9 protein-coding genes and 1 pseudogene are annotated in these 12,995 nt (G+C 66.9%); 7 read left to right on the forward strand and 3 right to left on the reverse strand.

The annotated features are described in order from the left end of the window. Positions 1–90 precede the first annotated feature (90 nt). Positions 91–657, forward strand: coding sequence for a class IV adenylate cyclase (gene cyaB / locus NNI01S_RS22080; protein WP_063022155.1), 567 nt, complete (start codon positions 91–93; stop codon positions 655–657). A 240-nt stretch (positions 658–897) separates the two neighbouring features. Here cyaB and NNI01S_RS22085 read toward each other — a convergent pair whose 3' ends face one another. Then, on the reverse strand, positions 898–1,749 hold the full coding sequence (locus NNI01S_RS22085; protein WP_157114915.1) for a hypothetical protein: 852 nt from the start codon (positions 1,747–1,749) through the stop codon (positions 898–900). Between the two features lie 267 nt (positions 1,750–2,016). Between NNI01S_RS22085 and NNI01S_RS33745 the strand changes: the two are divergent. From NNI01S_RS33745 to NNI01S_RS36575, 6 genes and pseudogenes are all read left to right on the forward strand, one after another. Then, positions 2,017–2,240 (forward strand): annotated as a pseudogene (locus NNI01S_RS33745) (integrase core domain-containing protein); the annotation flags it as partial. A 222-nt stretch (positions 2,241–2,462) separates the two neighbouring features. Further along, positions 2,463–2,771, forward strand: coding sequence for a WXG100 family type VII secretion target (locus NNI01S_RS22090; RefSeq protein ID WP_063022042.1), 309 nt, complete (start codon positions 2,463–2,465; stop codon positions 2,769–2,771). Beyond that, positions 2,771–3,058 carry a WXG100 family type VII secretion target gene (locus NNI01S_RS22095; RefSeq protein ID WP_063022043.1) on the forward strand — a complete coding sequence of 96 codons (288 nt, stop codon included), beginning with the start codon at positions 2,771–2,773 and terminating at the stop codon, positions 3,056–3,058. The genes NNI01S_RS22090 and NNI01S_RS22095 overlap by 1 nt, the downstream gene beginning before the upstream one ends. After that, entirely contained in the window at positions 3,058–4,272 is a 1,215-nt protein-coding gene (locus tag NNI01S_RS34685; RefSeq protein ID WP_218019245.1) for a colicin E3/pyocin S6 family cytotoxin, read from the forward strand. The genes NNI01S_RS22095 and NNI01S_RS34685 overlap by 1 nt, the downstream gene beginning before the upstream one ends. 92 nt (positions 4,273–4,364) lie before the next feature. Further along, positions 4,365–4,595: a DUF7683 domain-containing protein gene (locus NNI01S_RS22105; RefSeq protein ID WP_063022045.1), complete on the forward strand. Its 231-nt coding sequence runs from the start codon at positions 4,365–4,367 to the stop codon at positions 4,593–4,595. A gap of 37 nt (positions 4,596–4,632) precedes the next feature. Beyond that, the gene (locus tag NNI01S_RS36575) at positions 4,633–5,001 is read left to right on the forward strand and encodes a YbaB/EbfC family nucleoid-associated protein (RefSeq protein ID WP_169813007.1); all 369 of its coding nucleotides are present in this window, start codon (positions 4,633–4,635) and stop codon (positions 4,999–5,001) included. Positions 5,002–5,201: 200 nt separating this feature from the next. Here the strand turns inward: NNI01S_RS36575 and NNI01S_RS22110 are convergent, their stop codons facing one another. After that, complete coding sequence (locus NNI01S_RS22110; RefSeq protein ID WP_084489166.1) at positions 5,202–8,990, reverse strand: multifunctional oxoglutarate decarboxylase/oxoglutarate dehydrogenase thiamine pyrophosphate-binding subunit/dihydrolipoyllysine-residue succinyltransferase subunit; 3,789 nt, start codon at positions 8,988–8,990, stop codon at positions 5,202–5,204. 124 nt (positions 8,991–9,114) lie between these two features. Beyond that, positions 9,115–12,960 (reverse strand): ABC transporter ATP-binding protein, encoded by a 3,846-nt coding sequence (locus tag NNI01S_RS22115; RefSeq protein WP_063022047.1) that lies wholly within the window; start codon positions 12,958–12,960, stop codon positions 9,115–9,117. Between the last annotated feature and the right edge of the window lie 35 nt (positions 12,961–12,995).

Raw genomic sequence — 12,995 nt, forward strand, 5'->3', positions numbered from 1 at the left:
GCAGGCCCTCGACACGATCCGTCGACACTGCTCCAAACCGAACCTGGCCCGCGTACACACCGCCATCCATGCGAGAGGATGATCCAGCACATGCACTTGATCGAGGTCGAGCGTAAACGGGAACTTCCCGACCCTCATGTCCTTCGGCAGCGCCTCACCGAACTCGGATACCGGGAGGTTGGACACCTCACCGAGGTCGACATCTACTACAGCCGACCCGACGTCGACTACATGAAGACTGTTGAATGCCTCCGTATCCGGCGTCGCGATGGCTTCGCCGAGATGACCTACAAGCCGCCGTCCAACGCTGCCACCCACAGCGACACCGACGTGATCGCCAAGCGCGAAACCAACGTCACCCTCAGCGGGCCGGAGCAAGCCGAGTCGGCCGGTCGGCTACTGGACGCGATCGGCATGGTCGAACTCGTCCGTGTCGAGAAGCGCAGGACCATCTACCAGCACCCGGAGCGTGACGACATCATCGTCAGCATCGATTCCGTCACCAATGCTGGAACATTCGTCGAAACGGAAATCACGGCGGCCGACACGGACGTGGCAACCATTCACCTTGGTCAGGTCGAAGTGGAACTCGGCATCGCCGATAATCCGATCACCAAGCTGCCCTATCGGGATCTGGTGCTAGCGGCGGCCCATTGAGACGACATTCCTCTGCTGCCAGATAAGTCGACGGGTCCAGCCGGTGTTCTCCCAGCGGGGAGCATCGGCCCGCCTGGAATTATGTCCAGCCGAGTCGTTCGAGCGGGCTGCCGGTGGCCGTCCCCAGCTGGGCGCGATTGTCAGCGCGAGAGCGCGACGAGTCCGATGGCGATATCCGTGGCGGCAGCCGATCTCGTCGAGCCGGGTGAGCGGCGGCTGCCGGAATCCGCTGCGGCCGAGTTACCGCGGCACGGTCGTCGTAGGCGGAGTGGGATCGACGAGCCGTACCTCCAGAGGGGCAACGTTCGCGTCGAGACGTACGGCAGGGCTGTAGACGCCATCGGGAGGAAGATACCCACGGATGTACGCGACTCGTTGGACCGCACCGTCTTTTGTGAACACGAGAATGCTGCCACGCTCAGTGAAGATGGGTTCCATCTCGACCGGAGCGCCGACGAACGCCTCGACTCTCGCACGGGTGTCGGCGGTTACGACGTAGACCCGGTCCCAATCGCCGCCGGTGAGATCGCGGAGCATCGCTGATCCGTGCGTGCGGAAAAGCTCGTCCTTCTTCGCCTCCAGATCGGTGTCCTCGATAAGGTGTGGACCCGTCGGCCGAGGCTCCACGAATTCGAGATAGCGCGGGTAGCCAGGCGCCCGAAGCTCGACGTCTGCGGTGTAGACCCCTGAAACCAGCGGCACATCAACCCAAGTCGCACGCTGAACGCCGTTCCCTCGCGCGAAGACCAGCACTGACGCGCCCCTTTTGGAGAAGGTGTCCTCCATCTCCACTGGTGCACCGACTTCTCGCTCCACCTGTTTCCGGCCGAGGTATTCCTGCTGGTACACGTAGACACGGTCCCAGCTTCCGCCGGCGAGATCGCGCATCGGCGCGGAGCCGCCCTTCCGCCACAGATCGTTCAACTGTGCGGACAGCGTCTTGTCCTGGCCCAAGTGCGGTTCGAACGGGCCTCCGCCCACATATGCCATAAGTCCGACCACCGCCAACACCGGCACAGCGACGAGAAGAACGCCCCACAGCGCCCTGCGAAGCCACTTTCCCTTAGTAGTAGGTTCCGTTCTTGGGCTCACCGCGCGTCACCTCCGGGTCGTGACCACCTCGCGCCGGGGGCTCTCTGTCGGTAATCCCCGTATCGCCGAATGGCACCTGGTTGCTGTACTTCAGTTGCCCGTCGGGTCCGACGACAACCAAGCAGACGCTCGTGTAGCGTCGTCGGTCCTGCCCCGGCGGGTCTGCCTTGATCTCGGCTACATCGGCTGGATCGGTCGCGAAGCGGTCGGCTGCCGACGGCGTTGCCAGCAGTCGAATATCTCTGATGACCTGTGTGATCTGGGGAGCCCACGACGCCACGCCACAACCACAAAGTCACACGCTACCAACGTATCTGGCCGAACAATTTCTTTACGCCCGAACCCGGACCTCCGATCGGCATCGCCGAGAAGCCCTACAGATCTAGAACATCCACTTCAACCACCGTCGCCCGCACACCGCCGCCGGAAACCGGCCCCCAGCCAGCCGCCTCCACACCGGCGTCACCAACGTCACGGCCTCATACAGCTAGAGGGCGCTGGTGGGCAGACGTTGCGCACCCAGCCGGGTGTGTTCACCGGCCTGTCCGCAAGAGATCCGGCCGAGCCTGCTCGGGCGTGCTGCCGGTGGCCAACCCCAGCTCGATGAGACTGTCAGTGCGAGAACACGAGGATCTCCATCGGCTGCGGAAGTCCGACTCCTGCCGCAGAATTCCCCTCGCTGTTCCTCCTCGACTCCGTGGTAGCGTCGCAAGGTGCATAGCAATCCCGAACAGATGCACGCCGCAGCCGACCGAATATCGGCGAGGGCGAACGAGTTCTGGGACGACGTCGAGGCGTTGCGCAAGGAAGCCGACGCTCTGATGTCCGCCGATTGGACGGGCGAGGCGGCCGATTCGCACGCCGCGCTGTGGACCGAGTGGGTGGATTCGGCACGGAAGGTGGCTGCCGCTCTCAGCGAGGACGCGGCGTTGATACATCAGGCCGCTGACAGGTACGTGAAGACCGATAACAGCAACGCCGGCGACCTTACGTACGTTCAGTTCAACCTGGGCAATCCGTAATGTCCGCCTACACTGCCGACACCGACCGAATTCTGGCCCTGGTCGAGAAGGCTCGACGAATCGGCCAGCAGATCGAGCAACGCATCGCCGATGTCGAGCGCGAAGTGGCCGCGCTGCACATCGACTGGGAAGGCAAGGCGGCGGACGCGCACCGGTCGAAACATGACACATGGCACCGCGAGATGAACGACATGAAGACGGCTCTCACGGGACTCGAAAACGCTGCCCGCGCCGCTCGGGACCGATACCTGGCCAACGTTGCTCACAACCGGGGAATGTGGCCCTGATGGCGCCCATCACCATGGACCCAAGCATCCTGTACAGCGCAGCGACCCTGTACGAGGCGGCCCGCAACAACGCCGACGGCGTCATGCGAACGCTCGCCGGGGCACTGGACAAAGACTGGGGCTGTGCGGGCAGCGACAGCGCGGGCCGCACCTGGGCCAGCAGTTACGACCCGGCCGCCTTCAACGCCGTGGCCGCCGGAACAGATATCGTCAACGCACTCGGCAAGCTCCATGACCTGCTTGCCTTTACCGCCGTAAATCATGTCAATACCGAGAAGCTCAACAAGACGCCTCCTGAGACGCCGGACCCGTTGCCCGCCGTCCTTGAGACCACGACAGCACCGATATTCAAAGGTGCATTCGGCGGTGACACCGACCCGCCGTTCGGATGGGAACTGGTCAGCAGCTGGCTGCAGGGTCACACTTGGCCGAACGGCAACCCCGACAAGCTGAGGCGACTCGGAAAAGCGTGGAGAGACGCAGCCAAAGGGCTACGCAGTGCCAGCGATGGCACCGGACAGGCGTGGCTGAACCTGGAGGAAATCGCCTCAGATGAACTGCCACAGGCGCTTGCTCAGATGGATGTGGTGTTCACAAGCGTAGAGACCGTCGCTACGAAATACGAGAGTCTCGGTAGCGCATGCGACGATTGGGCGCAGCAGATCGAGGACGCGCACCAGAAGATCCTCGCCATCCTCGCGGGCGCGCTCGGTGTCGGAATCATCGCCGGGGTTCTGGTCGGCATTTTCACTGCGGGAACGGGAGCCGTCGGAACAACAGCCGCAGCGGGGAGTTCCGCCGGTGCCGCCATCGTCACCGTATTGATCGCGTTCGACGCAGCCGCGGCCCTTGCTGCCGGTGTGACCGTCGCGGCGGGTGCGGCAGTCATCGGTGTGGCCACCGAACTGCAGCCCCTTCTCGAAGCCAATCCCACCCAGTTCAACGCCAGCACGAACGCAGGCGGGGGTAACCACAGCTATGTTCCCCCACCAAAAGGTGGTTTGACAGGATTTCCAAAAGCGCGGCCGGTGAAGAAAGTTGGACCGCGATACAGGCAGCGATGGCAAGACAGTGATGGCAATATCTACGAGTGGGACTATCAGCACGGCGCTGTAGAGAAATACAGCAAAAACGGTAAACATTTAGGCGAGTATGATCCCGATACGGGAAATCAAACAAAGCCACCCGACCCGGGCCGCGTGCCGGGCCGGTGAGATCTTTGGGATCGTCCGAGCATCGCGAACGGTCGAGGCCGCTGCGGGTGGTAGCCATTAAACAGTCGTCATCGAACGCCATTGGAGCGCAAGTGAATTATCTGGAAGCCTACGATAGGCAGTCCGGGTTCCTCGTCGACGAGTATCCGCTACGCGGTATCGATATTGCGGAACTGAAGCGGTTTCTAAATATTGACGAAGGAATCGAGATATATGGCTGCGATGTTTCTCGTGAACAGGTAAGCGAGCTCGCTCGATACATTAGCAAACCGTTCACGATAGACGACGCGTGTGACTACCAGGTCGGCTTTTACCGCGAGTAGTCCAGCGCACCGAACGATCCGGCCTTCAGGAGGCGTCGTGGAGTATTTGGACCAATGGAACGAAGAGCAACGTCGAGCCGTAGCGGAATGGCGGCGCAAGAATAACGATTTAGGGCAGGCTCTCGCACAGGTAGCGGTCCGGGCTGGCTCTCGTAATGGCGAGCTGGGCGTCACGGTAGACGCGCGCGGCAAGGTAACCGATCTGCGGCTTACGCCGCAGGCTCTCCGGCTCGGCGAAGTCCAGCTCGCGCGGGTACTGCTAGAGACTATCCAGCGCGCCCAATCGGATGCGCAGCAACAGGTGGAGGCCATGTCACGCCCATACACCGAGGATCCCGGTGCCGCCGCCGCAATGAGGTTCCTCCGTGAGACTCTGGGGGAACATGCGCCTAGAGGTCGGCCATGAGGCGCCCACGATATTTCGCCCGCAGCCGCAAGCCAGAGACCGTCGAAGGTCGAGAATGCTCCGACATGTTGACTCGAGTAGGAAGACTAGCTCCTTCGCCGGGGTGGCGACGCTGGCGTTCTGAATCTCCATGCTCCGGAAACGCTGAATCGGGCCGATCGCTCTGTGTCAGAGAGATCGGCCCGATTCAGGTTAGGTGACTACGCAGTCGGCTCGAACGACTCCGCGATGATCTCCGCCTGTTCCACCGCGTGGACCTTGCTCGACCCCGAGGACGGGGCCGACATGGCTCGGCGGGAGATGCGGCGCAGCTTCGTGTTGGCGAAGCGGGCGGGGAGGGTTTCGGGGAGGTTGAGGCCGAAGAAGGGCCAGGCGCCCTGGTTGGCCGGTTCCTCTTGGACCCACGCCAGATCGGTGGCGTTGGGGTAGCCCTCCAGCGCCTCGTTCAGGCGGCGGACGGGCAGCGGGTAGAGCTGCTCGATCCGCACGATCGCCACGTCTTCACGCTTCTGCTTGGCCTTTTCGGCGGCGAGTTCGTAGTAGAGCTTGCCGCTGGTCAGCAGGACGCGCTTGACCTTGCTGCGGTCGCCGATGCCCTGCTCGTAGGCCGGCTCGTTGAAGACCGAGCGGAACTTGCTCTCGGTGAAGTCCTTCAGGTCCGAGACCACGGCCTTGTTGCGCAGCATCGACTTCGGGGTGAAGACGATCAGCGGGCGGCGGATGCCGTCGAGTGCGTGGCGGCGCAGCAGGTGGAAGTAGTTGGCCGGGGTGGACGGCACCGCGACGGTCATCGATCCTTCCGCGCACAGCTGCAGGAAGCGTTCGATGCGGCCGGAGGTGTGGTCCGGGCCCTGGCCCTCGTGGCCGTGCGGCAGCAGCAGCACGACGTCGGAAAGCTGGCCCCACTTGGCCTCACCGGAGGAGATGAACTCGTCGATGATCGACTGCGCGCCGTTGACGAAGTCACCGAACTGCGCCTCCCACAACACCAGCGCGTTGGGGTTGCCCAGCGAGTAACCATATTCGAAGCCGACGGCGGCGAACTCGCTCAGCGCGGAGTCGTGCACGGCGAACCAGCCCGGGTTCTCGCTGCCGATGTTGTGCAGCGGGGTGTACTCGTCGGCGGTCTTGCGGTCGATGATCACCGCGTGGCGCTGGGTGAAGGTGCCGCGGCGGGAGTCCTGACCGGTCAGGCGCACCGCGCGCCCCTCGTCGATCAGCGTGCCGAAGGCGAGGAGCTCGGCGAAGGCCCAGTCGACCTTGCCCTCGTAGGCCATCTCGCGGCGCTTCTCCAGCACCGGCTTGACGCGCGGGTGCACATTGAAGCCGTCGGGGACGTTGAGGAACGCATCGCCGATGCGCTGCAGGATGGATTTGTCCACCGCCGTGACGACGGACGCGGGCACCGGCTGGTCGCCCTCGACCGACTCGCTCGGCTCCGGCGAGTATTTCTCCAGCTCGCGGACCTCGTTGAACACCCGCTCCAGCTGGCCCTGGTAGTCGCGCAGCGCGTCCTCGGCCTCTTTCAGCGAGATGTCGCCACGGCCGATCAGACTCTCGGTGTACGCCTTGCGGACCGAGCGCTTGGTGTCGATGACGTCGTACATGTACGGCTGGGTCATCGACGGGTCGTCGCCCTCGTTGTGGCCGCGACGGCGGTAGCAGATCATGTCGATCACGACGTCCTTGCGGAACTTCTGCCGGAAGTCGACCGCCAGGCGCGCCACCCAGTCGCACGCCTCCGGGTCGTCGCCGTTGACGTGGAAGATCGGCGCGCCGATGAACTTCGCGATGTCGGTGGAGTACTCGGTGGAGCGGCTGTTCTCCGGCGCGGTGGTGAAGCCGATCTGGTTGTTCACCACGATGTGGATCGTGCCGCCGACCCGGTAGCCGCGCAGGCCGCCCAAATTCAGCGTCTCCGCGACCACGCCCTGACCGGCGAACGCGGCATCGCCGTGCAGCATGAGCGGCACGACCGAGAAGCCCTCCGGGCCGTCGCCCTTGTCCAGCAGGTCCTGCTTGGCGCGGACCAGGCCCTCGAGGACCGGGTCGACCGCCTCCAGGTGCGAGGGGTTGGCGGTGAGCGAGACCTCGATCTCGTTGTCGCCGAACATCTGCAGGTAGGTGCCCTGCGCGCCGAGGTGGTACTTCACGTCGCCGGAGCCGTGGGTGGCGGCCGGGTTCATGTTGCCCTCGAACTCGGTGAAGATCTTCGAGTAGGGCTTGCCCACGATGTTGGCCAGCACGTTGAGCCGGCCGCGGTGCGGCATGCCGATGATGACCTCGTCGAGGCTGTGCTCGGCGCACTGGTCGATGACCGCGTCCATCATCGGGATGACGGCCTCGGCGCCCTCCAGCGAGAAGCGCTTCTGCCCGACGTACTTGGTCTGCAGGAAGGTCTCGAACGCCTCTGCCGCGTTGAGCCGGTTCAGGATGTACTTCTGCTGCGCGACCGTCGGTTTCGCGTGCTTCTGCTCGACCCGATCCTGGATCCAGCGCAGCTGCTCCACGTCCAGGATGTGGGTGTACTCCACACCGACGTGACGGCAGTAGGCGTCGCGCAGGACCGACAGCACGTCGCGCAGCTTCATCCGCTCCTGGCCGTGGAAGCCCGCCACGTTGAACGTGCGGTCCAGGTCCCAGAGGGTCAGGCCGTGCTGGGTGACGTCCAGGTCCGGGTGGCTGCGGAACTTGTCCTTGACCAGGCGCAGGGGATCGGTGTCGGCCATCAGGTGGCCGCGGTTGCGGTAGGCCGCGATCATCTCCAGCACGCGCGCGCTCTTGTCGACGCCGCGCTCGCGGACGTCCTTGCGCCAGCGGACCGGCTCGTACGGCACGCCGAGACCGTGGAAGATCTCGTCGTAGAACTCGTCGGCGATCAGCAGCTGGTGGATGGTGCGCAGGAAGTCGCCCGACTCCGCGCCCTGGATGATGCGGTGGTCGTAGGTGGAGGTGAGCGTCATCAGCTTGCCGACGCCCAGATCGGCGATGCGCTCGTCGCTCATGCCCTGGAACTCGGCGGGGTACTCCATCGCGCCGGCGCCGATGATCGCGCCCTGACCGTTCATCAGGCGCGGCACCGAGTGCACGGTGCCGATGGTGCCCGGGTTGGTCAGCGAGATGGTGACGCCGGAGAAGTCCTCGGCGGTGAGCTTGCCGTCGCGGGCGCGGCGGACGATGTCCTCGTAAGCGGTGTGGAACTGCCCGAAGGTCATCGCCTCGCAGCCCTTGATGGCCGCGACGACCAGCGACCGGCTGCCGTCCTTGCCCGGCAGGTCGATGGCGAGGCCGAGGTTGGTGTGGGCGGGGGTGACCGCGTTCGGCTTGCCGTCGATCTCGGCGTAGTGCCGGTTCAGGTTCGGGAAGGCCTTGACCGCCTGCACGATGGCGTAGCCGAGCAGGTGGGTGAAGGAGATCTTGCCGCCCCGGGTGCGGGCGAGGTGGTTGTTGATGACCAAGCGGTTGTCGATCATCAGCTTGGCCGGGATGGCGCGCACACTGGTCGCGGTGGGGATGCTCAGCGAGGCGGCCATGTTCTTCGCCACCGCGGCGGCGGCGCCGCGCAGCACCTTGGACTCGTCGGCGGCGGTGTCGGCCTGCTTCGGGCCGGAGGTCGGCGCGGCGTTCGACGTGGGCGCCGGGGTGGTCTGGGGAGCGCGCGTGGTCACCGCGGCCGGCTTGGCGGCGGCCGGTGCGGGCTTGGCGGCGGCCGGGGCGGGCGCCTTCGGAGCCGCGGGGGTGGCGGGCTTGGCGTCGTTGCGCTTGGCTTCGGCGGGCTTGGCGGCCGCTGGAGCCGGTGCGGGAGCGGCGGTCTGCGCGGGCGCGGAGGCGGGCTGGTTGTTGCCGGAGTCGCCACTCGTGTCAGGCGTGTAGTCGGCCAGGAACTCGTGCCAGCTCTCGTCGACCGAGGATGGATCCTGTTTGAACTTCTGATACATCTCGTCGACTAACCACTGGTTCTGTCCGAACTGGGAAGTTGAGCTGCTCACAGCAGGTGTTCGCCTCTTTTCGTTCTTCGCGCTGCGACGTTTGTGACGTGCCCGGCACGGGGATCAGCGGATTGCGCGCCGATGCGCCCTATCTGAGGATAGGCCCAGCAGCGAATCGGCCGATTCACTGACCACCCGACACCCCCGAACCTATTGGTGACGACCCGTCGTCACCTGAGAATATTCCCTCCGACGCCCGGGCCGCTGCCCATAGGCGGGCATACGGTCCACCCGCCGCGAGCAGCTCGGTGTGCGGGCCGAATTCCACGATTCGCCCATGGTCGACCACGGCGATCCGGTCGGCGCGCGCGGCCGTGCCGAGCCGGTGCGCGACGATCACCGTGGTGCGGTCCCGGCTCAGCGATCGGCTCGCTGCCAGCACCGACGCCTCGGTGTCCGGGTCGAGCGTCGCGGTGGCCTCGTCGAGCAGCAGCAAGTCCGGAGCGACCAGTTCGGCGCGGGCGAGCGCGATCAATTGCCGCTGCCCGGCCGAAAGGCCGCGGCCGCGCTCGCCGACCGGCTGGTTCATCCCGAGCGGGAGCGCGGCGATCATCTCCGTCGCACCCACCGCCGCGGCCGCCGCGGCGACCTCCTCCGGGGTGGCGAATGGTTTCCCGAATGCAATGTTGCTCGCCACGTCCCCGGTGAACAGGTGAGCTTCCTGGGGGACGATGCCAAGCCGCGCGCGATAGTCAGCGAGGCGGTAGTCGCGCACATCGGCGCCGTCCACCCGGATAGCGCCGGGCTCGTGCGCGACCACCGGGCCTCTGTTCTTCGCCACCGTGGGCTCGGCCACGCGCGGACGCGCGAGACCGCCGGGATCCGGCGGCAGGTCGTACAGCCGCGCCAGCAACTTGACCACGGTCGACTTGCCCGCGCCGGTCGGTCCGACCAGGGCGAGGGTGGACCCCGCCGGAATGTGCAACGAGACGCCGTCCAGCGCCGGAACACGACTGCCCGGGTAGTGGAAGCGCACGTCGTCGAACGCAACTTCGCCGCGCAGCCCCGGTCCGATGGGTACCGGGTCGGCCGGATCGGCGGCGATCGAGGAGGGCGTGCGCAGCAGGTCCCCGATCCGGCGCAGGCCGACCCTGGCCTGCTGGTAGCCGTCGAAGACCTGGGACAGCTGCAGAATCGGCACGAACAGCAGCTCCAGATACAGCACGAAAGCGATCAGCGTTCCCGCGCTGGTCGCGCCGGAGGCTACGCCGCGCGCACCGAAGAACACCACCGCCGCCAACGCCACGTCGGCCCATCCGACGACGAACGCGAAGTACAGCGCGATCGCCCGCTGTGCGCGCAACCGGCTGTTGCGGTAGCGCTGCGAGTACTCGGCGAAACGACGGGCGGCGCGTGGTTCGTGCCGGTTGGCCTGCACCGCCCGCAAGCCGGTGACGTTCTCCTGGAAGTCGGCGTTGACCGCGGACACGTGCTCGCGCGACACGGTGTAGGCGGTGGAGGAAACCCGCCGGAACAGCACCGTCGCGATCAGCAGGGCGGGTACCGTCGCCAGCACCACGAGAGCCAGCGACACGTCGATGACCAGCAACGCGACCGTGATGCCGACCAGCGTCAGCAGGCCGACCAGGGTGGTGGCGACCCCGGTCTGCAGGAAGGTCGACAGCGCGTCGACATCGGTGGTCATCCGCGTCATGATCCGCCCGGACAGCTCGCGTTCGTAGTAGTCCAGGCCGAGCCGTTGCAGGTGCGCGAAGCTGCGGACGCGCAGGGCGAACAGCACCCGTTCCCCTGTGCGCGCGGTGAGCAGCGTGGTGGCCGCGCCGACCGCCCAGCCCGCCGCGGCCAGCACCGCGCCGAGCAGCGCGGCGCGGACCAGCGCCGTGGCGTGGTCGCCGAGCACGCCGTCATCGATCGCGTAGCGCACCAGCGGCGGGAAGGCGATCGCGATGGCCGCGTCCGCGGCCAGCAGCGCCATCACGGTCAGCACGAGCCCGCGGACGGCACGCAGCAGACGGGCGAGGCGGAAACGCGGATCCGGTTCGCGCAGCCGCTCCGCGTCCATGCCCGGTTGCTCGGTGGCGGGTGGAAGCAGCTCGATGGTCCGGCGCAGCTCGGGTGTCTCGCTGATATCGGCCGCCGCGCTGCCGAAGCGGCGACCGGCCGCACCGTCGAGTGCTCGCCCGTTGACGGCCGGGGCCGCGACCGAATCCGGCTCGGGCAGGACGTGCCCGGCCGGGCCCGGCAACCGGATCACGCGGTCGGCGTGAGCGAGGGTGGATTCCCGGTGCGCGAGGATCAGCGTCGTGCGTCCGCCGCGGTCGGGCAGCGCGTCGAAGATCGCGGCCTCGGTCACCGCGTCCACCGCGGAGGTGGCGTCGTCGAGCACCAGGATGCGCGGGCGGGCCAGCAGCGTCCTGGCCAGCGCGATCCGCTGCCGCTGCCCGCCGGAGAGAGTGAGGCCGCGCTCGCCGACCACCGTGTCGTAACCGTCGGGAAGCTCGGCGATGAATTCGTCGGCCGCGGCCTGGACGGCGGCCTGCCTGATCTCCTCGTCGGTGGCATCCGGCCGTCCGAGTGCGATATTGGCCGCGATGGTGTCGGAGAACAGGAACGGATCGTCGAAGACGACGCCGATCGCGGAGCGCAGGTCGGCGGCGCGCACGTCGGCGATGTCGACGCTCGTGGTTCCGGCGGTCCCGGTCCCGGTGCCGGTGGGCGAACTCGCGCGCGCGGCGAACGCGTCCCTCGCGCCCGCGTGCGCCGGTCCGTCGGTGAACAGCCGGATACTGCCCGCGTCTGGTGCGTAGAACCGGGGGAGCAGCAGGGCGAGCGTGGACTTGCCCGAACCCGCCGGGCCGATGACCGCCACCGTCTCGCCGGGCCGCACGCGCAAATCCAGTTCGCGCAGCACGGGACGGTCGGGATCGAATCCGAACGTCAGGGCATCGATCTCGATGCCGAGCGGTCCGTCCGGCAGCTCCGCCGGGCGCTCGGGCTCGGCGATCACCGGCGCGGTGTCGATCACTTGGAACACCCGCTCGGCCGCCGCCCTGGTCAGCTGGGCCATGACGATCACCGAGGAGAGGATCCGCGCGGTGCCGGTCATCACCGCGACGTAGGCGGCGAACGCGACGAAGGTGCCGATGCCGATGCTGCCGTGCAGCGCGAGCAGGCCGCCGAGCGCGATCACCGCGACCATTCCGACCTGCGGGATCGTCGCGACGGTCGGCGCGAACCCGGCATCGATCCGCGCCGCGCGCATCCGCTCCGCGAACAGCTTGCGACCGTGCCGCTCCAGCAGATCGACCATCCGCGCTTCCTGGCCGAAGCCCTTGACCACCCGCACGCCGGTGACCGTCTCCTCGACGTGCTGGGCGAGATCGGCGGCGCGCTGCTGCGCCGACCAAGTAGCCGCGTGTAGGCGCGGCCGCATGCGATAGACCACCACGCCGATCGCGGGCACCACCAGCAACGCGACGGCGGCCAGCGGCGGGGACAGCCAGATCATGACCGCGGCGGCGAGACCGAATTCCAGCAGCGCCATGCCGGACAGCGGCACCATCGCCAGCAGGCCTTGGACCAGCTGGAGGTCGGTGATCGAGCGCGACACCACCTGCCCGGTGCGCAGGGTGTCCTGGCCGACGCCGTCCAGCCGCTGCAGCGCGCCGAGCAGGTGCACCCGCAGTGCGTGCTGCACGTCCAAGGACAGCCGCCCGGCCAGCCAGCGCCGCCCGAAACCGGCCGCGGACCGGCTGACCGCCACTACGAGGATCAGCCAGGCGACGGCGCTGATCGCCGCCGTGTCACCGATCCCCGCCGCGTCCACGGCACGTTTGGTCAAGAGTGGTCCGGCGGTCTCGACGATCGCTCCGCCGAGCACCGCCGCCGCGAGCCCGGCCAGCACCGTCCGATGCGGTAGGCATTCGGCCCACAGCCTGCGTATCCAGCCCGGTTCGGCTCCCCCGTCCACGTCGTGCGCTCGCCCCCTCGGTCGTACCGTTCTCGTCATCGACGGTACCGACACCGACCGACAAGCCGTTGTTC

The sequence above is a fragment of the Nocardia niwae NBRC 108934 = DSM 45340 genome (assembly GCF_001613465.1).
Classification (GTDB): domain Bacteria; phylum Actinomycetota; class Actinomycetes; order Mycobacteriales; family Mycobacteriaceae; genus Nocardia; species Nocardia niwae.